Origin of the sequence: Lysobacter sp. Root690 (assembly GCF_001427785.1) — a bacterium.
Taxonomy (GTDB): domain Bacteria; phylum Pseudomonadota; class Gammaproteobacteria; order Xanthomonadales; family Xanthomonadaceae; genus Lysobacter.
Genome location: NZ_LMHM01000001.1, coordinates 561,619 through 581,067 on the forward strand (window position 1 = coordinate 561,619; position 19,449 = coordinate 581,067).

Annotated in this window: 19 protein-coding genes; 5 read left to right on the forward strand and 14 right to left on the reverse strand. The window is 66.9% G+C overall.

What is annotated here, in order from left to right; translation table 11 throughout:
• Window positions 1–354 precede the first annotated feature (354 nt).
• Window positions 355–1,098, forward strand: a complete 744-nt coding sequence (locus tag ASD86_RS02470) for an SDR family oxidoreductase (protein ID WP_056106480.1) — start codon at window positions 355–357, stop codon at window positions 1,096–1,098.
• A gap of 503 nt (window positions 1,099–1,601) precedes the next feature.
• Here ASD86_RS02470 and ubiE read toward each other — a convergent pair.
• Window positions 1,602–2,363, reverse strand: coding sequence for a bifunctional demethylmenaquinone methyltransferase/2-methoxy-6-polyprenyl-1,4-benzoquinol methylase UbiE (gene ubiE / locus ASD86_RS02475; RefSeq protein ID WP_046658025.1), 762 nt, complete (start codon window positions 2,361–2,363; stop codon window positions 1,602–1,604).
• Between the two features lie 225 nt (window positions 2,364–2,588).
• Here ubiE and ASD86_RS02480 point away from each other — a divergent pair, with 225 nt between their 5' ends.
• The 3 genes from ASD86_RS02480 to ASD86_RS02490 all read left to right on the forward strand — a co-directional run bounded on the left by ASD86_RS02480 (window position 2,589) and on the right by ASD86_RS02490 (window position 4,500).
• Window positions 2,589–3,071 (forward strand): GNAT family N-acetyltransferase, encoded by a 483-nt coding sequence (locus tag ASD86_RS02480; protein WP_056106482.1) that lies wholly within the window; start codon window positions 2,589–2,591, stop codon window positions 3,069–3,071.
• A 381-nt stretch (window positions 3,072–3,452) separates the two neighbouring features.
• A complete protein-coding gene (locus ASD86_RS02485) occupies window positions 3,453–3,908 on the forward strand; it encodes a nucleoside deaminase (RefSeq protein ID WP_036101637.1) in 456 nt (151 codons plus the stop codon).
• Window positions 3,909–4,032: 124 nt separating this feature from the next.
• A complete protein-coding gene (locus ASD86_RS02490) occupies window positions 4,033–4,500 on the forward strand; it encodes a GNAT family N-acetyltransferase (protein ID WP_200957163.1) in 468 nt (155 codons plus the stop codon).
• 37 nt (window positions 4,501–4,537) lie between these two features.
• On the opposite strand, the gene ASD86_RS02495 is transcribed toward ASD86_RS02490, so the two are convergent.
• The 9 genes from ASD86_RS02495 to ASD86_RS25690 all read right to left on the reverse strand — a co-directional run bounded on the left by ASD86_RS02495 (window position 4,538) and on the right by ASD86_RS25690 (window position 12,152).
• Window positions 4,538–5,002 (reverse strand): DUF2269 domain-containing protein, encoded by a 465-nt coding sequence (locus ASD86_RS02495; RefSeq protein ID WP_056106486.1) that lies wholly within the window; start codon window positions 5,000–5,002, stop codon window positions 4,538–4,540.
• Window positions 5,003–5,006: 4 nt separating this feature from the next.
• Window positions 5,007–6,323 (reverse strand): SDR family oxidoreductase, encoded by a 1,317-nt coding sequence (locus ASD86_RS02500; RefSeq protein ID WP_056106488.1) that lies wholly within the window; start codon window positions 6,321–6,323, stop codon window positions 5,007–5,009.
• Between the two features lie 245 nt (window positions 6,324–6,568).
• On the reverse strand, window positions 6,569–7,915 hold the full coding sequence (hslU, locus tag ASD86_RS02505) for an ATP-dependent protease ATPase subunit HslU (protein ID WP_046659405.1): 1,347 nt from the start codon (window positions 7,913–7,915) through the stop codon (window positions 6,569–6,571).
• A 138-nt stretch (window positions 7,916–8,053) separates the two neighbouring features.
• Window positions 8,054–8,605 carry an ATP-dependent protease subunit HslV gene (gene hslV, locus ASD86_RS02510; protein WP_036101643.1) on the reverse strand — a complete coding sequence of 184 codons (552 nt, stop codon included), beginning with the start codon at window positions 8,603–8,605 and terminating at the stop codon, window positions 8,054–8,056.
• Window positions 8,606–8,746: 141 nt separating this feature from the next.
• On the reverse strand, window positions 8,747–9,631 hold the full coding sequence (gene xerC / locus ASD86_RS02515) for a tyrosine recombinase XerC (RefSeq protein ID WP_082577985.1): 885 nt from the start codon (window positions 9,629–9,631) through the stop codon (window positions 8,747–8,749).
• A gap of 60 nt (window positions 9,632–9,691) precedes the next feature.
• Complete coding sequence (locus ASD86_RS02520) at window positions 9,692–10,177, reverse strand: tetratricopeptide repeat protein (protein WP_056106491.1); 486 nt, start codon at window positions 10,175–10,177, stop codon at window positions 9,692–9,694.
• A 34-nt stretch (window positions 10,178–10,211) separates the two neighbouring features.
• Complete coding sequence (locus ASD86_RS02525; RefSeq protein WP_036101645.1) at window positions 10,212–10,898, reverse strand: DUF484 family protein; 687 nt, start codon at window positions 10,896–10,898, stop codon at window positions 10,212–10,214.
• Window positions 10,895–11,797, reverse strand: a complete 903-nt coding sequence (gene dapF, locus ASD86_RS02530) for a diaminopimelate epimerase (RefSeq protein ID WP_056106493.1) — start codon at window positions 11,795–11,797, stop codon at window positions 10,895–10,897. Before dapF ends, ASD86_RS02525 begins: the two co-directional genes overlap by 4 nt.
• A 4-nt stretch (window positions 11,798–11,801) precedes the next feature.
• Window positions 11,802–12,152, reverse strand: a complete 351-nt coding sequence (locus ASD86_RS25690) for a lipoprotein (RefSeq protein ID WP_082577986.1) — start codon at window positions 12,150–12,152, stop codon at window positions 11,802–11,804.
• A 234-nt stretch (window positions 12,153–12,386) separates the two neighbouring features.
• On the opposite strand from ASD86_RS25690, the gene ASD86_RS02540 reads away from it, so the two are divergent.
• Window positions 12,387–12,605 (forward strand): tautomerase family protein, encoded by a 219-nt coding sequence (locus ASD86_RS02540; protein ID WP_056106495.1) that lies wholly within the window; start codon window positions 12,387–12,389, stop codon window positions 12,603–12,605.
• A 112-nt stretch (window positions 12,606–12,717) separates the two neighbouring features.
• Here ASD86_RS02540 and ASD86_RS02545 read toward each other — a convergent pair whose 3' ends face one another.
• The 4 genes from ASD86_RS02545 to ASD86_RS02560 all read right to left on the reverse strand — a co-directional run bounded on the left by ASD86_RS02545 (window position 12,718) and on the right by ASD86_RS02560 (window position 19,118).
• Window positions 12,718–13,215 (reverse strand): YbaN family protein, encoded by a 498-nt coding sequence (locus tag ASD86_RS02545; protein ID WP_082577987.1) that lies wholly within the window; start codon window positions 13,213–13,215, stop codon window positions 12,718–12,720.
• Between the two features lie 763 nt (window positions 13,216–13,978).
• Window positions 13,979–16,129 (reverse strand): S9 family peptidase, encoded by a 2,151-nt coding sequence (locus tag ASD86_RS02550; RefSeq protein ID WP_082577988.1) that lies wholly within the window; start codon window positions 16,127–16,129, stop codon window positions 13,979–13,981.
• 164 nt (window positions 16,130–16,293) lie between these two features.
• The gene (locus ASD86_RS02555) at window positions 16,294–18,417 is read right to left on the reverse strand and encodes a prolyl oligopeptidase family serine peptidase (RefSeq protein ID WP_056106500.1); all 2,124 of its coding nucleotides are present in this window, start codon (window positions 18,415–18,417) and stop codon (window positions 16,294–16,296) included.
• Between the two features lie 350 nt (window positions 18,418–18,767).
• Window positions 18,768–19,118: a hypothetical protein gene (locus ASD86_RS02560; RefSeq protein ID WP_056106502.1), complete on the reverse strand. Its 351-nt coding sequence runs from the start codon at window positions 19,116–19,118 to the stop codon at window positions 18,768–18,770.
• Window positions 19,119–19,449 lie beyond the last annotated feature (331 nt).

A 19,449-nucleotide genomic window follows, 5' to 3' on the forward strand; every position in this document is an offset into this window, starting at 1 on the left:
TCGCGGGGATGGGTCGCGGTGGGCTGGATCGTGGGCGATGCGGCGATCTTGCCGGTGCGGGGTTCGGGCCGAAGCCCTCTCGCGAGAAAGATTCCGCGGCCATGTGGCCGATACGGTTACGCGAATGAAACGCGACGCCAGACGCTGGATCTGTCCAGTGCGCGACAAAGCCACGAAGTTTCTGTGGGAGGGGCTTCAGCCCCGACGCTTTCCGCTCCAACGCGACGAAACCCACAGAACCGAATTCGCTCCGACCACGACAGCAATACGCATCGTCCTGACCGCCCCCGCTGCGCAACCGCCGCGACCGGGCTAGCGTGGACGCCCTACTCCCACCTTTCGGAAACCCTCGACATGAGCCTTCCCCTCGCAGGAAAAGTCGCCCTGGTCACCGGCGGCAGCCGCGGCATCGGCGCGGCGATCGCCAAACGCCTGGCCGACGACGGCGCCGACGTAGTGCTGACCTACGCGCGCGCAGCCGACCAGGCCAACGCGGTCGCCCAGCGGATTCAGGCCGGCGGCCGCCGCGCGCTCGCGCTGGCCGCCGACAGCGCCGATCCGCAGGCAGTGATCGCCGCGGTCGAACGCACGGTCGCCGAATTCGGCCGCATCGACATCGTGGTCAACAACGCCGGCGTATTTCCCTACGGTCCGTTCGAGGACGAGAGCGCCGAGAGCTACGAGCGGGTGATGGCGATCCATGTACGCGCGCCATTCGTGGCCGCGCAGGCCGCATCCAAACACCTGCCGCGCGGCGGCCGCATCATCACCATCGGCAGTTGCCTGGGCGAGCGCGTCGGCGCGCCGGGGATGACCTTGTACTCGATGAGCAAGGCCGCGGTGCTCGGCCTGAGCAAGGGGCTGGCGCAGGACCTGGGCAAGCGTGGGATCACCGTCAACGTGGTTCAGCCCGGCCCGGTCGATACCGACATGAACCCGGCCGACGGCGAAGGCGCCGATCACCAGCGCGCCGGTTTGCCGCTGGGCGAATTCGGCCGCGCCGAGGATGTCGCCGCGACGGTGGCGCATCTGGCCGGGCCGGGTGGGAATTTCATTACGGGTACGGCGATTTCGGTGGATGGTGGGTTTTCGGCTTAAGGTAGCGGACGCGGGTTGGTTGCTGGGACCGCGGTGCTTAGTTGATCAATGCAGCGAGGTCCGCGAGCTGGTGCTTCCTAGCCGTGCCTGCGCCCCTTCCAGGCCGTCATTCCCGCGAACGCGGGAATCCAGTGACTTGAACGTTGCCGCGCCGATATCAAAGAGTGGTTCACTCGCCATCCATCAACGTCCCGCCCTTGCACAAAAGTCGCTGGATTCCCGCGTTCGCGGGAATGACGAATTGAGAGTTGCGACGCTGTTGTCGCTGCACGCGGATTGTCATTGCGCATGCGTCGGCTTTTGCTCGTCATCCCCGCGCAGGCGGGGATCCAGAGACTTCAGAGTCATGCCGCGGTGAAGCCCTGGATCCCCGCCTTCGCGGGGATGACGGACTTGGGGGTTAATAAGTCAAACGGGATACACGCTAGACGCGAGATACGCGAAAAATAGCAGCGACGCTCTCGAACGATCGCTCGACTTATGCCTGTGCGCCGCTGGCGGCGTTACGCCTTATACCCAGTATGAATCGCGCAGATACCCGCGCTCAGATTCTTGTAATCCACGCGCGCGAAGCCCGCGTCAACCATCATCTGCTTGAGCTCGTCCTGCGGCGGGTGCTTGCGGATGCTCTCGGACAGATAGCGATAGCTCTCGCTGTCGTTGGCGAACAGCTTGCCCAGACGCGGCAGCACGTTGAACGAGTGGAAGTCGTAGATCGGCTTGAACCACTCGGCCTTCACTTCGGAAAATTCGAGCACGCGCGCCTGGCCGCCGACCTTGAGCACGCGCAGCATCTCGCGCAGCGCGGCGTCCTTGTCGGTGACGTTGCGCAGGCCGAAGGCGATGGTGACCAGGTCGAAACTCGCATCCGGGAACGGCAGCGACTCGGCGTTGAGCTGCACGTATTCGAACCCCGACACGCGGCCGCGATCGGTCATGCGGTCGCGACCGACCCGCAGCATGTCCTGGTTGATGTCGCCCAGCACGATCACGCCGCGGTCGCCGACCCGGTCGCGCAGGAGCGCTGCGATGTCGCCGGTGCCGCCGGCCAGATCGAGCACGCGGTCGCCGCGGCGGACCTGCGCGGTGGCGGTGAAATAGCGCTTCCAGACCCGATGGATGCCCAGGCTCATCAGGTCGTTCATCAGGTCGTAGTTGCTGGCGACCGAGGAGAACACTTCGCCGACCAGCTTGCGCTTTTGCTCGCGCGGAACGTCGCGGAAACCGAAGTGGGTGGTGTCGGGCTTGGGGGTGGATTCGCTCATGGGCCGATTATCGCACGGGGCGGCGCAAGCGGCAGGTGAGACGGTTTGCCGCGCCGGGGCGGTATCGCGGCCCTGCCCTGTTCCGCGCCGCCGGCTTTTTGTGGGCGCGGCTTCAGCTCCGGAGCGTTCCGTCCGGCGCGACGCCCCAGGCGCAAGGCGGGGCCGAGCCCCTGCCACGAGGCCGCTGTCCGCGTCGCTTCCGCGAAGTTTTGGCATCATCTCGCGATGACCGCGAACCTGACCTGGCAGAGCAAGCCCTACGCCGAACTGAGCCTGGACGAGCTGTACGACCTGCTGCGCCTGCGCGCGGAAGTGTTCGTGATCGAACAGAACTGTGTGTACCTCGATCCCGACGGCAAGGACCGCCATCCGCAGGCCCTACATCTGTTCGGGCGCGACGCCGACGGCACCCTCGCCGCCTACCTGCGCATCCTGCCGCCGGGGCTGAGTTTTCCGCAGGTCAGTTTCGGCCGCGTGCTGACCGCCGCGAGCCACCGCGGACGCGGTGTCGGCGGTCCGATGCTGGAAGCGGCGCTGGGCGCGATCGAACGCGTCTGGCCGGGCGCGGATATTCAGATCGGCGCGCAGGCGCATCTGCTCGGGTATTACGGGCGGTATGGGTTCGAGCCGTCGTCGGAGCCGTACGACGAGGATGGGATTCCACACGTCGATCTGTTGCGGCGTGGGCGGGGGGTGGGGTCGGGTTGAGGGCGGCTTTGCTCGACGCCGCGCCTTATACCTGCCGTTGCAACCTGTCTGATACCAACCGCCGCTTCGAATCTCTCAGCCCGTCATTGCTACCAATCGGCCGACCTGCCGTTCGCACGAACCTCCCAGCCGTCATTCCCGCGAACGCGGGAATCCAGTGACTTGAAACGTGGCCGCGCTGACTCCGAACAGATGATCCACGCGCCATCCGCCAATGCATCGCCCTTGCCGAAAGTCGCTGGATTCCCGCGTTCGCGGGAATGACGGGCCTGGGGTGCGATCGCCTCATCAGCGCCCCCGCACCTCGCCCATCAACGCACCCCGCACTCGACCCGGCGCCGCGCTCGCGCCAGACTGGCGGCCATCGCTCAGGAATCCCACATGATCGCCACCCCCGACTACCGCGCCCTACTCGCCACCGCCGTCGCCGAAGCCCGTCAGGGCTTGGCCGAGGGCGGCATTCCGATCGGCGCGGCGCTGTTCCACGACGACGGCCGCCTGCTCGGCTGCGGCCACAATCGCCGCATCCAGGAGAACGATCCGTCCGTTCACGGCGAAACCGACGCCTTCCGCAAGGCCGGCCGCCAGCGCCGTTACCGCGACACGATCATGGTCACCACGCTCGCGCCGTGCTGGTACTGCAGCGGCTTGGTGCGCCAGTTCAACATCGGCACGGTGGTGGTCGGCGAATCGGTCAACTTCAGCGGCGGCGTGGATTGGCTGCGCGAGGCCGGGGTCAAGGTGATCGATCTGGCCGACCAGGAATGCATCGAAATGCTCGGCGGTTACATCGCCGCCAATCCGGATGTCTGGAACGAGGACATCGGCGAGGATTGAGGTCGGGATTCGGGATTCGGGATTCGGGATTCGGGATTCGGGATTCGGGATTCGGGATTCGGGAAAAGTCTGTTTCCACCGGTTTTCGTGCGCAAGCGTGCTGGCGATGTCCGACTCAGATTCGGTGCCTTTCCAATCCGCGGTGCTGATCCGACCCTACGTGCTGGGCGACTGGCCGCGCCTGTGCGAAATCCACGATCGCGCGCGCCTGGACGAATTGACACTCAGCGCGAATCCCGCCGCGTTCCGCAGCCTGGCGCGCACCGCGCACAGCGAGGGTCTGTTCGAGGGCCGGCTCGATGTCGGCCTGCTCGACGGCGTCGTGCAGGGCTTTGTCGCTTATCAGCGGCATACGCTGAACTGGTTGTACGTCCACCCCGACGCGTACCGCCGCGGGGTCGGACGCAGCCTGTTGCGGCACGCACTGGCCGATTGCGGGCCGGTGGTCGGGACTCAGGCGCTGGACGGCAACGAACCGGCGCTGCGCTTGTATCGCTCCGAAGGCTTCGTCGAGATCGAACGCCGCAACGGCCGGCTCGCGGGCAGCGACGAATTCCCGGCGATCGGGGTGATCCTGCGGCGCTGGCGCTGAGCGCCACGCTCACACAGGCACGTCCGGACCGGCGTGCTCAGATCGGCTTGAGCACCATCAGCCAGAAGATCGCCATCACGCTCAGGAACGCCGGCCAACCGAGCCAGAACCACCAGCGCATCGTGCGGTGATACGCCGGCGACAACGGTTCGCCCGCGGCCGCGGCTTCGCTCGCCAGCCGCTTCGCCCGCGCCTGCAACCACAGCACCGGCAGCCAGCACGCGCCGACCACGAAGAACAGCACCAGCGCGGTCTTGAGCCAGAACACCGACGGCGGCATGCCCAAGTGCAGCATCAGCCACACGCCGGTGGCGAACTGCACGATCACCGCCGGCGCGGTGAAGCAGGCATCGGCGATCACCACCGTGCGCGCGGTCTCGGCGATCACCTTCGCGTCGCCGCGCTTGTGCGCGATCCAGAAGAAGAACGCGATGCCCAGGCCGGTGCCGAACAGCAAGGTCGACGACAGGATGTGTATCCACTTCACCCACAGATAGAGCATCGGTTTATCTCCTGTCCGCCAACACCCAGGCCACCGCGAGCGCCGGCAGCACCACCAGATTCTTGGCCAGTCCGCCGAGCGGATCGAGCCACTGCATCGGCAGCAAGGCGCCGAACACCACGGTGTAGGCCAGCACGCTGATGCCCATCAGGCCGAGCATCCAGCGCGGCCGCCAGCCGATCAACAGCCCTGCGGCGAGCACAGCATCGAGCGTCGCGGTCGCGCGCGCCAACAACACCGGCTGCAGCGCCTGCATCGGCGAACCGGCGGTCATCGCTTCGATCGTCGCCGCCGGTGTGAGCCATCCGGTCACGGCTGAAATCAGCCACAGCGCGACGATCGCCAAGCGCAAGGTCGGCGCGAGGAAATACAACTGCGCCTGCCAACGGTCCTGGACCTGGCTCGGCGTGGCCGCGAGCACCTGCGGCAGATCACGCGCGGCGTGACCGAAGTCGGCCTGCACCCGCGCCGGCGCATCCGCCGCAGTGATGTTGCCGCGCCGGAGCATGCGCCACATGGTTTCGCCGACCGGCCCGCGGCCGAGCCGTTCGCTGATCGCGACCTGCAGCGACACCAGCGACTGCGGGAAATCGATCGCGCGGCTGCCGTCGATGCGCAGCCAGCGCCGCCACTGGGTCTGGTACTCGCGCAAGGACATCGTGCGCGGGCCGCCGATTTCGTAGATGCCGCGTTGCGTGCCCGCCGCGGCGCGCGCGGCGATCTCGCCGAGGTCTTCGGCCGCGACCGGCTGCAGCGGCCAGTGGCCGTCGCCGGGCAGCAACTGCCAGCCCGGAAACGCGGCCAGCGCGCGCAACAGCGAGGTGCCGCCGTAGGAACCCGAAGCGGCGTAGACGATCGACGGACGCAGCGCCACCGCGCTCAACGGCAGCGCGAGCAAGGCCTCATCGAAACGGTGCTTGGAGGCGAGAAAACCGCCGTCCTCGGCCTGGCCGAGCGCGGAGATCTGCACGAAGCGTGGGACGCCGAAGTCAACGCAGGCCTGCGCCAACGCAAGTGGACCGTCGACATGGATGGTCTGAAAGGTCTGCACGCCGGTCTCGCGCAGGATGCCGGCGACGTTGACCACCGCATCGACCCCGCGCAGGCTGTCGCGCCAGGCATCGGGCGTGGTCATGCGGGCAAGGTCGGCGGCGCGTTCGTCCTCGCGCAAGGCGCGGCCGCTGTCGCGGACGCCACGCAGCACGCGCCAACCGTGGCGATGCAGGGCGGCGATCAGATAGCCGGCAAGAAAACCATTGGCGCCGATGACCAAGGCGGTGCGCGCGGTGTCGGTCCGTCGCGCGAGTGCGGTGTCGTCCATGGGGCGACACGGTAGCAGAGCGGGTGCGGATTTCGGACTGGTTGCGCGATAGATCGTGTGGGTATATCGGCTAATCGCCGCGACAGTGTTCCCTCTCCCGCTTGCGGGAGAGGGCTAGGGTGAGGGGCTTGGAGCTTTGACTGCAGCGATGTCGCTCAGGCGACGCAACCTTGCTCCCCTCACCCCAACCCCTCTCCCGCAAGCGGGAGAGGGGCTTGGAAGCGCCCGCGAATTACCGGCGCGAATTACAGGATGTAACGACTCAAATCCGGATCCTGCACCAACTCGCCCAGATGCTCGTCGACATAGGCGCGATCGATCGTCACTGCCTGACCATCGCGATCGGGCGCCTCGTAGCTCAAGGTATCGAGCAGACGCTCAAGCACCGTATGCAGACGACGCGCGCCGATGTTCTCCTGGCGCTCGTTGACCTGCGCGGCGATCTCGGCCAGACGATCCACCGCATCGGCGGTGAACTGCAGATTCACGCCCTCGGTCTTGAGCAGTTCGACGTACTGAGTGGTCAGCGCCGCCTTCGGCTCGGTCAGGATGCGGACGAAATCGTCCTTGGTCAGCGCGGTCAGCTCGACCCGGATCGGGAAGCGGCCCTGCAACTCGGGAATCAGGTCGCTGGGTTTGGCCAGATGGAACGCGCCCGACGCGATGAACAGGATGTGGTCGGTCTTGACCGCGCCGTACTTGGTGCTCACGGTCGAGCCCTCGACCAACGGCAACAGATCGCGCTGCACGCCTTCGCGGCTGACGTCGCCGCCGCTCATGCCCGACTCGCCGCGCTTGGCGACCTTGTCGATCTCGTCGATGAACACGATGCCGTGCTGCTCGCAGGCTTCGATCGCGGCCTGACGGATGTCGTCTTCGTTGACGAGCTTGCCGGCCTCCTCTTCGATCAGCTGCGGACGCGCGGCCTTGATCGTGAGGTGCTTCTTCTGGCTCTTGCCGCCCGACACCTGCGAGAACATCTGCCGCAGCTGCTGGCCCATTTCCTCCATGCCCGGCGGCGCCATGATGTCGACGCCGACGTTGAGCGAGGTTTCGATTTCGATCTCGCGTTCGTCCAGCTCGCCGCTGCGCAATTGCTTGCGCAGTTTGGCGCGGGTGTCGCTGTCGGGCGCGCTATGATCGGCGGCCGGGGTTTCCGCGCCGAAGCCGAAACCGCCGGGCACGCGCTTGGGCAGCAGCGCGTCGAGGATGCGGTCCTCGGCGCGGTCTTCGGCCTGGGTGCGCACGCGGGTCTTGGCCTGTTCGCGATACAGCTTGACCGCGGTGTCGGCCAGATCGCGCACGATCTGCTCGACGTCCTTGCCGACGTAGCCGACTTCGGTGAAGCGCGTGGCCTCGACCTTGACGAACGGCGCGTTGGCGAGCGTCGCCAGGCGGCGCGCGATCTCGGTCTTGCCGACGCCAGTCGGGCCGATCATCAGGATGTTCTTGGGCATGACTTCGTTGCGCAGATCGTCGTCGAGCTGCATGCGCCGCCAGCGGTTGCGCAGCGCGATCGCGACCGCGCGCTTGGCCGCGTGCTGACCGACGATGTGGCGATCGAGTTCCTGCACGATTTCGCGCGGGGTCATGGTGGCGTGGGTGTTGTCGGGTTTCATGAGTGCCGGGATTCGGGATTGGGGATTCGGGATTGGCAAGAGCCGGTGCAAGGTGTCGGTGCGGGACGGATCGCTTTGCGAATCCCTTATCCCGAATACCGAATCTCGGCCTTACAGCTCTTCCACCACCACATTGCGATTCGTATAAATGCACACATCGCCGGCGATGCCGATCGACTCGGTGGCGATGGTGCGCGCGTCGAGCTGGGTGTGGGCCATCAGCGCGCGCGCGGCGGACAGCGCGTACATGCCGCCCGAACCGATCGCGATGATGCCGTCTTCGGGCTCGATCACATCGCCCGTGCCGCTGATGATCAACGACGTTTCCTTGTCGGCCACCGCGAGCAGCGCTTCGAGTTTTCCAAGGCGTCGTTCGGTGCGCCAGTCCTTGGCCAGTTCGACCGCGGCGCGGGTCAGCTGGCCGTGTTTTTCCAGCTTGGCTTCGAACAGTTCGAACAAGGTGAATGCGTCGGCGGCGGCGCCGGCGAAACCGGCCAACACCTGGCCGTCGCGGCCCAGGCGGCGCACCTTGCGCGCGTTCGACTTCATGACGGTGTGACCAAGCGTCACCTGACCGTCGCCGGCCACGGCGACGCGGCCGTCGCGGCGTACCGAGACGATCGTGGTGGCGTGAAATACGTTGGGATTCTGACTCGGGTCCATTGCGACCTCCAGGATGCTGTAACCCTGGATGGGGTCGCCGGACCGCTTGTCAAGGGGAGCGGGGAGCAGAAGTGAGTGGAGAGGAGTGAGGGGTAAGTAACAGCAAGGCCCGGCTCTTACTCACTCCTCACTCCTCTCCACTCATTCCTGCTTCTTCCGCTTGGCCCGAGGATGCGCCGCGTCATAAACCTTCGCCAGATGCTGGAAATCCAGATGTGTATAGATCTGGGTGGTGGCGATATCGGCGTGGCCGAGCAGTTCCTGCACGCCGCGCAGATCGCCGGAGGATTCCAGGATGTGACTGGCGAAGGAATGTCGCAGCAGATGCGGATGCACGCGCTTGAACAGGCCCTGGCGCTGGGCGAGTTGGCGAATGCGCAGTTGCACCGCGCGCGGCGTGATCGGGCCGCCGCCGCGTCCGGGAAAAATCTGCGCATCGTTGCCCGCGCCGGTCGATGCGCGCCACTCGCGCAAGGCGGCGCGCGCATGCGAGCCCAGCGGCACGATGCGTTGCTTGCCGCCCTTGCCGAGCACGGTGACCAGGCCGTCGTCGAGGTCCAGATCGCGCCAACGCAAGGCGCACAGTTCGCTCAGGCGCACGCCGGACGAATAGAACAGTTCCAGCACGGCGCGATCGCGCAAGCCCAGCGGCACATCGGTCGGCACTTCGACCAGCACCTTGGCTTCGTCCGGATCGAGCACCTGCGGCAGTTTGCGCGGCGCTTTCGGCGCGCGGATCGCCGCGGCCGGACTGGCGGCCAGATGGCCTTGCTTGACCTGCCACAGATAAAAGCTTCGGCACGCCGACAAGCGCCGCTGCAGGCTCTTGGGGGTCAGCCCACGCCGGCGTTCGGCGGCGATGAACGCGCGCAGGTCCTCGGTCTGCAAGGCCATCACGTCGCCGCGTCCGCTCTCTTCCGCCCACAGCCACAACGCGGCCAGATCGCGCTGGTACGCATCGAGCGTATGCGCGGACATGCGCCGCTCCACGCGCAGGTGATCGAGAAATGTTTCGACGGCGTTCATGCCCTGCGATCGTACTCGCTTCGGCGTCGCGGCGATGCGCGACGAGGCTTGATCCGCGCGCTACCAGCCTTCTTGCGGCGCCTGCATGCGGGTCTTGAGGAACTCGAAGTATTTCGGGTCCTCGCCTTCGAATATGGCCAAGCCACGGCCGGCGTGCGCGCTGGCCAGATAGGCGCGGCACAGTTCGTCGGCGGCGCGATCGCTGTCGCCGAGTTCGTAGTGCGCCCGGCCCAGGCGCAGGTGCAGCGCCGCCTCGCCGAGCGCGTCGCGGCAGGAGATCGCGTCGATGTAGGCGTTCAACGCGGTTTCGAAGTCGCCGGACTGCCAGTACACATCGCCGAGCGTGGCGAACAATTGCGCCGCCTGCGGCCACTGCCCCGGCGGATCGGGCAGCAATTCCAGCGCTTCCAGGCAATGCCGATACGCCTGCTGACGGCCGTCGGCGTCGTTGCGCGCGAGTGCGCGCGCGGCCTGCGAAGCCGAGCCCTCGACCCGCCGTTGCACGTCGTCGGGCAGGCGCTTGTTGCCTTTGAACAAACCGAACATGAACCTCTCCCTGGTTCCAATGGCGGCGCGCGCGTCAGTCGTAACGGCGCAACGCCACCGCCAGCGATTCGCCCATCATGCGCAGGAACAGCGTGCCCATGCCGGGGAAGAAACGGTTCGGGTCGCGGCTACCGACCGCGATCAGGCCGCTGCCCGGCAACGGCAGCAACGCGGTGGACTGCACGTCAGCGGCGCGCTCGCCATACAGCACCGCGTGCTTTTCCGGCTGCAGACGGCCGCACAGCGGTTCGCCGTCGCTCAGCGCGTCGCGGAACGGCTGCAGGCGCGGATCGGATTCGTCGATGATCTGCAGCCACTCGTTGTCGCTCAAACCGTCATAGGGCTTGAACACGATCAGCCGAACCAGGTCGCCGTTGAAATCCTCGGCCAGGCTCGCTGCCATCGCGCGCAGGGTGTCGGCGGCGTTGTCCTGGCGCATCAGCGCGAGGGTCAATTGGTGGGTGCGCACGGCCAGGCGTTCGTTGTCCTGGGCGTTGCCGAACAGTTCGTGCAGGCGGCGCGAGAGTTCGCGGTTCTTGTCGCGCAGCACTTCGAGCTGATAGCTCGCCAGCGACGCGGCCGAACCTTCCTCGCGCGGCACCACCAGGCTCAGCGACAGGTCGGGGAATTGCTGCAGGAAGCGCGGATGGCGGCGCAGCCAGTTGGCGATTTCGTGCGCGCCGAGCTGGTCGGCCGGCTTGTCGCCGAATCTGTCGCTCATCGGTTCCACTCTCCTTCGAAGACGAATGCGGTCGGGCCGGACATCGACAGCGCCGACTCGGCGTCGGGCCAGACGATGCGCAGTTCGCCGCCGGGCAACTGCACGCGCACGTCGCGGCCGACGCGGCCGCGTTGCATCAGCACCGCGGCGGCGGCGCAGGCGCCGCTGCCGCAGGCGAGGGTTTCGCCGGAACCGCGCTCGTACACACGCAGCTTGATCCGGTCCGGCGCGATCACCTGGACGAAACCCACGTTGGCCGATTCGGGAAACGCCGAACTCGATTGCAGCAGCGGGCCGATGCTTTCGACCGGCGCGATGTCGACGTCGTCGACTTCGATGACCGCATGCGGATTGCCCATCGACACCGCGCCGAAACCGAACACGGTGTCGTGGATGTCGAGCACGTATTGATCCTGGCGCGCGGCATAGCCGAGCAGAGGAATGCGCGCGGGTTCGAACTCGGGCCGGCCCATGCCGATGCGGTAGGCGTCGCCGCCCAGGGGTTGCACCGCGTGGCGGCCGGCCGGGCTGTCGACGAAGAAGCCGCCGTCGGCGTCGGCGCTGTTTGAAGCCGCGCCATCGCGTACCAGCCAGGCGGCGATGCAGCGCGCGCCGTTGCCGCATTGCTGCGAGGTCGAACCGTCGGCGTTCCAGATCCGATACGAAGCGACGGCGCCGTCGCTGAGCGGATCTTCGATGGTCAGCAGCTGATCGCAGCCGACCCCGAAATGACGGTCGGCGAGGCGGCGGCAGGTGTCGGCATCGGGCGGCGCGAGGCCGCCGCGCAGGTCCAGCACCACGAAGTCGTTGCCGGCGCCGTGCATCTTGCTGAAGCGCATCTTGCCGGTGCCGGTAGCGCCCGAACCCGGCGATGCGGACGCGGCGGTGGATTCGGCCATGGTCTCAGCCGCCGGCGGGCGTCGGCTCGGCCGGCTTGGTCTCGCCCGCGCCATCGCCGTCCTGGGTCTCGCCGTCCTTGTCCTTGGCGTCCTTGCTGTCCTTGCCGTCCTGGGTGGTCGGCGGGGTCAGCACGCTGTCCAGCGGCGGCGTAGGCAGCGACTTGGTCGCCGGCTTGGTCGCGACCGGCGGGTCGTTGGCGTTGGAAATGGACACCGGCACTTCGCCGGGCTTGGCCGCCGGCGCTTCCTGCGGCGCGGGCTGGGTCGGCAGGACCAACGGGCCCTTGTTGCCGCAAGCGGTCAGGGCGAGGGTCAGCGCGGTCAGAACGAGGGGCGTGGCGTGGCGTGCATTCATGGGTCGAAGTGTAGCCCGCAGGGGCGGCGGAAACGAACCCACGGGCGGGGCCGATCGGGCCCGCGGACATGGACGGGTTCAGCTGATGGGCCTGGCGCGGGCGCGACGGCGGCGGGGCGATTGTTGCGGCTGGATGAATTCACTTCGCAACCGGGCCGGCTTTATCGCGCCGGAGCGCACAACAACAATGCGCCGCACGGACCCCGCGTCCATCACCACCAAGGACAAATCGCCATGCCGTTCGCAAATTATAAATTCCCCGAGGGCATTCTCGATCACGCCCGCAAGGAGGAGATCATCCACCGCACCACCGCGATGTTCGTCGAATACTTCGGCGAGGGCGTGCGCCCGTATTCGATGGTGCTGGTCGAGGAAGTCGCCGACGGCGGCTGGGGCCGGGCCGATGAGACGCTGACTCTGGAAAAGATGGGGATGGCGCCGAAGGTAGGTTAGCTTCGGCGCGGGTTGCCGTGGGTGTTGAGGACGACGCAACCGGCGGCGCGAGCTGCGGCTCGTTCAGACCATGCCGCCTGCCGGCCGCGCAAGCTGCGCGGCTGGGAAACCTTCACCGCGAGCCGCGATCCGCCGGCGGCTCCGGCCGGCGCCACAGCCAGATCGCCACCACGGCCATGATCGCCGTGCCGGTCATCGCCATCCACAGCTTGGGCGAGGTCAGGAACATGATCACCGCGCAGGCCGACATCATCGACACCGCCAGCCACTTGGCCCGCCGGCTGACCGCGCCGTGCGCCTGCCAGTCGCGGATCATCGGGCCGAACTGGCGGTGCGCCAGCAACCGCGCGTGCAGGCGCTCGGAGCCGCGCGCGGCGGCGAACGCCGACAGCAGCACGAACGGCACCGTCGGCAGGCCGGGCACGACGATGCCGACGATGCCCAGGCCCAGGCTGGTATAGGCCAGCAGCCACCAAGCCCAGCGAAAGCGGCTGCGCGGGCGCGAGACGGGCGGCTCGATCGGCGCTGGGGGCTCGGACGCGGCGCGGTCGGCTCGCGGTCCGGCGTCGGGATCGGCGCCTGGATCGGAGGGAGAAGGTGGAACGGACATGCCGGAAGTATGCAGCCGTGCGGTGGATGGGAAACACATGGCGGGCGTCGGCACGGTTTCAAGCGCCGCGGGTGGATCGGGTGTTGGGTTGGCGTGGTTCGAGTGGAACGTATGGGCTGGAGGCCCTCGCGCATAGACCTCGCGATATCGTGTCGTTTACCGAACCCCAGCCTCTTCCTCCCGTCGATAAATCAAAAGTATTCGCGAAGGTCTTTGATGCTCCCTGTAGGAGCGGCGCGAGCCGCGACCGCGGGATCGCGCCTACGTCGCAACTCACGCCGTAGTTGCATTGTCCCGGTCGCGGCTTGCGCCGCTCCTACAGATAGTTATTGCCGCTTGCGCTTCTGCGGGGAAGAAGCGTGCGTCCCGGCCTTCTTTTCACTTACGAGTTCGCTTCGCTTTCCGATTCACCGAACCTCGGCACCTTCCGCCCACGGATGTTCGCGAAGATCCGTGAAGCCCCGTGTAGGAGCGGCGCGAGCCGCGACCGCGGGGTCGCATCCACGCCGCAGCTCACGCCGTAGTTGCGTTGTCCCGGTCGCGGCTCACGCCGCTCCTACAGGTAGCCATCGCGGCTTGCGCGACATACCTAGGTCTCTATCGGAGGAGCTTCAGTCCCGACGCCTTCGCTTGGCCCAGGCCGAACCTGCCCGTCGCACCAAGCGCAACCCTTGCGCAACCCCCCAGAAACGAACAAGCCCGGCATCGCCGGGCCTGCCCGATCACCGCACCGCGCGCTACCGGCGCGAGCGCATGCATCGACTCACTTCGCCACGATGTCCGCGCTGACCTGCATCTGGTCGATCATGAACGAGTACATCTCCGCCTGTTCGCGGAAGCGGCGGAAGCGGCCCGACTTGCCGCCGTGGCCGGCGTCCATGTTGGTGCGGAACAGCACCGGCTGCTTGCCCGTATCCAGGTCGCGCAGACGCGCCACGTACTTCGCCGGCTCCCAGTACTGCACCTGCGAATCCCACAGGCCGGTGCCTACGAACATCGCCGGATACGCCTGCGCCTTGAGGTTGTCGTAAGGCGAGTACGACAGCATGTAGTCGTAGTAGTCCTTCTTCTCCGGATTGCCCCACTCGTCGTACTCGTTGGTGGTCAGCGGGATGCTGGCGTCGAGCATGGTGGTGACCACGTCGACGAACGGCACCTGCGACAGCACCACGCGGTACTTGTCCGGGGCCATGTTCGCGATCGCGCCCATCAGGAGGCCGCCGGCGCTGCCGCCGTACGCGGCGACGCGATCGGGCGCGGCGTAGCCGGCCTTGACCAGATCGGCGGTGACGTCGACGAAATCGTTGAACGTATTCTGCTTGTGGAACAGCTTGCCGTCGTCATACCACTTGCGGCCCATTTCCTGGCCGCCACGGATGTGCGCGATCGCATACACCATGCCGCGATCGAGCAGGCTGACGACGGTGCTGTTGAAGCCCGGGTCCATCGACATGCCGTAGCTGCCGTAGGCGTACTGCAGCAACGCGGCCTTGCCGTTCTTCTCGAAGCCCTTCTTGTAGACCAGCGACACCGGCACCTTGACGCCGTCGCGCGCGGTCGCCCAGAAACGCTCGGTCACGTACTTCTCGCTGTCGTAACCGATCACCGGCTGGCGCTTGAGCAGCTTGCGCTCGCCGGTCTGGGTGTTGAGCTCGTAGGTGGTCGCCGGCGTGGTCAGCGAGGTGTAGGTGTAGCGCAGCCACGGCGTGTCGTGTTCGGAATTGACCGACAGGCCCATCGAGAACGCCGGCTCGTCGGCCTTGACGAACTCTTCCTTGCCGTCCTTGCCGATCAGGCGCAGACGCTCAAGCGCGTTGGAGCGCTCGGCCACGGCGGTGAAGCCGTCGAACAGTTCGAAGCCCTCGACGAACACGTCGTCGCGGTGCGCGATCCAGTCCTTCCATTCCTTGATCGAACGCGCGCCGTCGTCGGCGGTGACCAGCTTGAAGTTCGGCGCAGGCTTGCCGTCGGCGCCGGGCGCGTTGGTGCGGATCACCCAGCGGCCGGCGAGATGGTCGGCGTCGTATTCGACATCGCGCTGACGCGGCGCGAGCACGAAGAATTCCTTCGGATCGGCGGCCGGCGCGCAGCGGATTTCGCTCGACACGGTGCTGTGGATGTTGATGCAGATGTAGGCGTCGTCGCGGCTGCGCTCGATGCCCATGTAGAAGCTGTCGTCCTTTTCCTCGTAGACCAGCACGTCCTTGGACGCGGGCGTGCCGAGCACGTGCTTCTTGATCCGCACGGTCAGCAGAGTCTTGGGATCGTTCTCGACGTAGAACAGGGTCTTGTTGTCGTCGGCCCAGACCAGGTCGGTGGACGTATTCTCAATCACGTCCGAGTAGATCTCGCCGGTGGCCAGATTCTTGAACCGGATCTTGTACTGGCGACGACCGACCGCGTCGTCGGCCCAGGCCAGGATCTGATTGTCCGGGGTGACTTCCATCGCGCCGACGCTGAAGTAATCCTTGCCCTTGGCCATCGCATTGACGTCGAGCAGGATCTGCTCGGCATCCTCCATGCTGCCCTTGCGGCGCGCGTGGATCGGGTAATCCTGGCCGGTCTCGAAGCGGGTGTAGTACCAGTAGCCGCGCTCGCGGTACGGCACCGAGCTGTCGTCCTGCTTGATGCGGCCGACGATCTCGCCGTACAGCTTGTCCTCCAGCGGCTTGAGCGGCTTCATCACCGCGTCGACATAGGCGTTCTCGGCATTGAGGTACGCCAGCATCTCGGGGTTCTTGCGCTTGTCGTCGCGCAACCAGTAGTACTCGTCGCCGCGCTGGGCGCCGTGCGGCGCCTTGACGGTGTACGGCTTCTTGGCCGCATCGGGCGGCGTGGGCAGGTCGGCGGCGGGGACGTTGAGGGTGGTGGTCATCAGTAGCGTGGCCGCAAGCGTTAACAGGGTCGGTTTCATATAGGGTCCGAGGACGGGTTGCGCAACGGGGCAAGACGCGGATTGGGGACTTGGGTCGCGCGATGGGCTCGCCGCGCCGGCGACCCATCGGCCGAACGGGCGCCATGGCGCCCGTTCGGTCGTGACTCATCAGGGACTGGCCACCACTCGGCGCAGGCGGCCGATCACGGGGCCAACCGCTGCCACAGGAAGGTCAAGGCCAGCGCGCTCATATGCGCCTGCTGGGCGTTGTTGGCCGCGCCGCCGTGGCCGCCCTCGATGTTTTCGTAGTAGGTCACGTTCTTGCCGGCATCGAGCATCTTCGCCGCCATCTTGCGCGCATGGCCCGGATGGACGCGGTCGTCCTTGGTCGAGGTCATGAAGATCACCGGCGGATACTCACGCTTGGCGTCGAACAGGTGATACGGCGAGAAGGTCTTGATGAAGGACCAGTCGTCGGTGTCGGGATTGCCGTACTCGGCCATCCACGAGGCGCCGGCCAGCAGGTGGCTGTAACGCTTCATGTCGAGCAGCGGCACCTGCACCACGACCGCGCCGAACAGTTCCGGGTACTGGGTCAGCATGTTGCCGGTCAGCAGGCCGCCGTTGCTGCCGCCCTGCACACCCAGGTGCGGGGTGCTGGTGATCTTGCGCTCGATCAGGTCGCGGCCGACCGCGGCGAAGTCCTCATACGCCTTGTGCCGGTTGGCCTTGAGCGCGGCCTGATGCCAGCGCGGGCCGTACTCGCCGCCGCCGCGGATATTGGCGACCGCGTACACGCCGCCCTTCTCCAGCCAGCCCTTGCCGATGCCGCCGGAATACACCGGCGTCATCGACACTTCGAAGCCGCCGTAGCCGTACAGCAGGGTCGGCGCCTTGCCGTCGTACTTGAGGTCCTTCGGCCGCACCAGGAAGTACGGCACGCGGGTGCCGTCCTTGCTCTTGGCGAAGTGCTGTTCGATCGTGTCCTTGGACGCGTCGAAGAAGGTCGGCATGGTCTTGAGCACTTCGGGCTTCTGCCCCGGCTCGGCCAATGCCAAGGTGGTCGGGGTCAGGTAATCGGCGGCGCTGAGCCACACCGCGTCGCTGTCGATGCCGTCGACCGCGCCGACCATGACCGTGCCGAAGGTAGGCGCGCCGACGAAGGCGTTGCGCGTCCACTCGCCCTGCCCCGCGTCCGGCGGCGTCAGCACGGTGAGCTTGTTCTTGACGTCGTCAAGAACGTTGATGATGAGGTGGTGGCGGGTCCAGGTGGTGCCGGCCAGAGAGCTGGTATCAGTGGGCGCGAACAGGCTGACGAAATCGCGCTTGCCGGCCTGGAACTCGTCCAGGCGGATGGCGATCAGGCTGCCGGCCGGGTACTTCTTGCCGCCTGCCTCGTAAGGATCGCGCAGCTCCAGCAACAGCCACTCGCGGCGCACTTCCTTGTTGGCGGAGTTGGGCAGGTCGAGCTTGCTGAGCTTGCCGTCGGCGCCGCGCAGGAACAGTTCGTTGTTGTAGAACGCGATGGTGCGCTCGACGAAGTCGCGCTCGAAGCCCGGGGTCGGGTCGTGCCAGGCGCCGACCATCATGTCGCTGTCCTTGCCCTCATAGACCGGCGCGGCCTGGGCCATCGGCGTGCCGCGCGTCCACAGCTTGACCGTGCGCGCATAACCCGAGCTGGTCATGCTGCCCTTGCCGAAATCGGTGGCGACGTAGACGTGATCGCGATCGATCCAGGTCAGGCTGCCCTTGGCTTCGGGGCGGTAGAAACCGTCCTTGATCCAGGTCTTGGCGACCAGATCGAATTCGCGGGTGACGTCGGCGTCGGAACCGCCGCGCGACAGCGAAATCAGGCAGCGCTGGTAATCCGGCCGCAGGCATTCGGCGCCGTGCCAGACCCACTGCTCGTTCTCCTGGGCGTTGAGCGCGTCCAGGTCGATCACCGTCTCCCAGGCCGGCTTGTCCTTGCGGTACTCGGCCAGCGTGGTGCGGCGCCACAGGCCGCGCTGGTGCTGGGCGTCCTGCCAGAAGTTGTAATAGTGATCGCCGATCTTCTGCACGCCGGGAATCTTGGCGTCGGAATCCAGGTTGGCGCGGATGCTCGCTTCGAGCTGCTTGAACTGCGCGCTGCCGGTGTATTCGGCTTCGGTCTTGGCGTTGCGCGCGTGTACCCAATCGAGTGCGCGCTTGCCGTCGACGTCTTCGAGCCACGCATAGGGATCGTCGGTCACGGTCGCCTCCTTGGCGATGACGGCGCCGCAGGCCGATGCAGCCGCGAGACCGGCCGCTAGCAACAGGGACTGACAGGTCTGCGAGAGAACGGGCATGGCGGATCCGGAACAAAGGAAGGCCGCCACGCTAGCACAGGGCGCCGGGGCGGCCGCCCTGTCCATGGTCATGTAGGGAGGTGCGGGGTTGGCTGCGTTGAAGGGCGGCGCCGCGGGGCCGTGGCGATGCGCGGCGAGCGCCGTGAATTCGGGGCGGATGAGGCTGAATTCAGGCGTTGGATACCGCGACGGGCGCGACGCCAAGCGGCGCGACCTGCAGGCCAATCCGGCCCCATAAGACCGGGATCGGCAAAACGGTTCGACACATCAGATCGGTACAGCGGCTTGGTGCGGCGGCCCGGCAGGTCGAGTCGGCGGATCGGGTCGACAGATCGATTCAGCGGACCGGTTCAGGCCGCGCGCGGCAGCGACCGGGCGATCACCGCCGGACGCGCGCGGCGACGCGCCTGGACCGCGCCGCGACGGCGGCGGCGCAGCGCCTGCCCGACCTCGTCCGGCGCCTTCCGACGCCACGACGGCAGACGGAAGCGATGCAGCGCCCACCACGCCATCGCCGGCATCGCCACCAGCCACATCGGCAACCAGCCGATCGCGCTCTGGCTGCCGCGCGCGGCCGGCAGCATCAGCACCAGCAGCGCGCCGATGGCCAGGGCGTAGCGCAGGGCGGTGTCGAGGTCGGCGCGAAGGACGTCGGCAACGGTGGACGACGACGGGGAAGTGGAAGGCGCGGTGGCGGTCATGGACTGACTCCGATGGCGGCAAGGTCGATGGGCTGGAGCCCACCTTCGTGCCGCCGCGTCTCAGGGGCTGCGATGAGTGCGACCGCTGGTCGGGATGGGAGTCGGGTTAGGGGATTTGCGCCGGGGCTGCCCTCACCCGGCGCGCTGCGCGCGCCGACCTCTCCCGCGAGCGGGAGAGGTGATTCGTCGTACCTTTTGATGGTCGCCCGCTCTACTGCAGACAAAGGCTTCGCCGTAGCGAATGGTTCGCTGAAGCTGCGGCTTTGCTCCTTCCCCCGCTTGCGGGGGAAGGCCGGGATGGGGGCTCGACGGCCGGCGTGCCCTCACCCGG

Coding starts and splice junctions, on each gene's coding strand:
- ASD86_RS02470 (WP_056106480.1), top strand. CDS start 355: ATGAGCCTTCCCCTCGCAGGAAAAGTCGCCCTGGTCACCGGCGGCAGC.
- ubiE (WP_046658025.1), bottom strand. CDS start 2,363: ATGAGCGAATCCACCCCCAAGCCCGACACCACCCACTTCGGTTTCCGC.
- ASD86_RS02480 (WP_056106482.1), top strand. CDS start 2,589: ATGACCGCGAACCTGACCTGGCAGAGCAAGCCCTACGCCGAACTGAGC.
- ASD86_RS02485 (WP_036101637.1), top strand. CDS start 3,453: ATGATCGCCACCCCCGACTACCGCGCCCTACTCGCCACCGCCGTCGCC.
- ASD86_RS02495 (WP_056106486.1), bottom strand. CDS start 5,002: ATGCTCTATCTGTGGGTGAAGTGGATACACATCCTGTCGTCGACCTTG.
- ASD86_RS02500 (WP_056106488.1), bottom strand. CDS start 6,323: ATGGACGACACCGCACTCGCGCGACGGACCGACACCGCGCGCACCGCC.
- hslU (WP_046659405.1), bottom strand. CDS start 7,915: ATGACCCCGCGCGAAATCGTGCAGGAACTCGATCGCCACATCGTCGGT.
- hslV (WP_036101643.1), bottom strand. CDS start 8,605: ATGGACCCGAGTCAGAATCCCAACGTATTTCACGCCACCACGATCGTC.
- xerC (WP_082577985.1), bottom strand. CDS start 9,631: ATGAACGCCGTCGAAACATTTCTCGATCACCTGCGCGTGGAGCGGCGC.
- ASD86_RS02520 (WP_056106491.1), bottom strand. CDS start 10,177: ATGTTCGGTTTGTTCAAAGGCAACAAGCGCCTGCCCGACGACGTGCAA.
- ASD86_RS02525 (WP_036101645.1), bottom strand. CDS start 10,898: ATGAGCGACAGATTCGGCGACAAGCCGGCCGACCAGCTCGGCGCGCAC.
- dapF (WP_056106493.1), bottom strand. CDS start 11,797: ATGGCCGAATCCACCGCCGCGTCCGCATCGCCGGGTTCGGGCGCTACC.
- ASD86_RS25690 (WP_082577986.1), bottom strand. CDS start 12,152: ATGAATGCACGCCACGCCACGCCCCTCGTTCTGACCGCGCTGACCCTC.
- ASD86_RS02540 (WP_056106495.1), top strand. CDS start 12,387: ATGCCGTTCGCAAATTATAAATTCCCCGAGGGCATTCTCGATCACGCC.
- ASD86_RS02545 (WP_082577987.1), bottom strand. CDS start 13,215: ATGTCCGTTCCACCTTCTCCCTCCGATCCAGGCGCCGATCCCGACGCC.
- ASD86_RS02550 (WP_082577988.1), bottom strand. CDS start 16,129: ATGAAACCGACCCTGTTAACGCTTGCGGCCACGCTACTGATGACCACC.
- ASD86_RS02555 (WP_056106500.1), bottom strand. CDS start 18,417: ATGCCCGTTCTCTCGCAGACCTGTCAGTCCCTGTTGCTAGCGGCCGGT.
- ASD86_RS02560 (WP_056106502.1), bottom strand. CDS start 19,118: ATGACCGCCACCGCGCCTTCCACTTCCCCGTCGTCGTCCACCGTTGCC.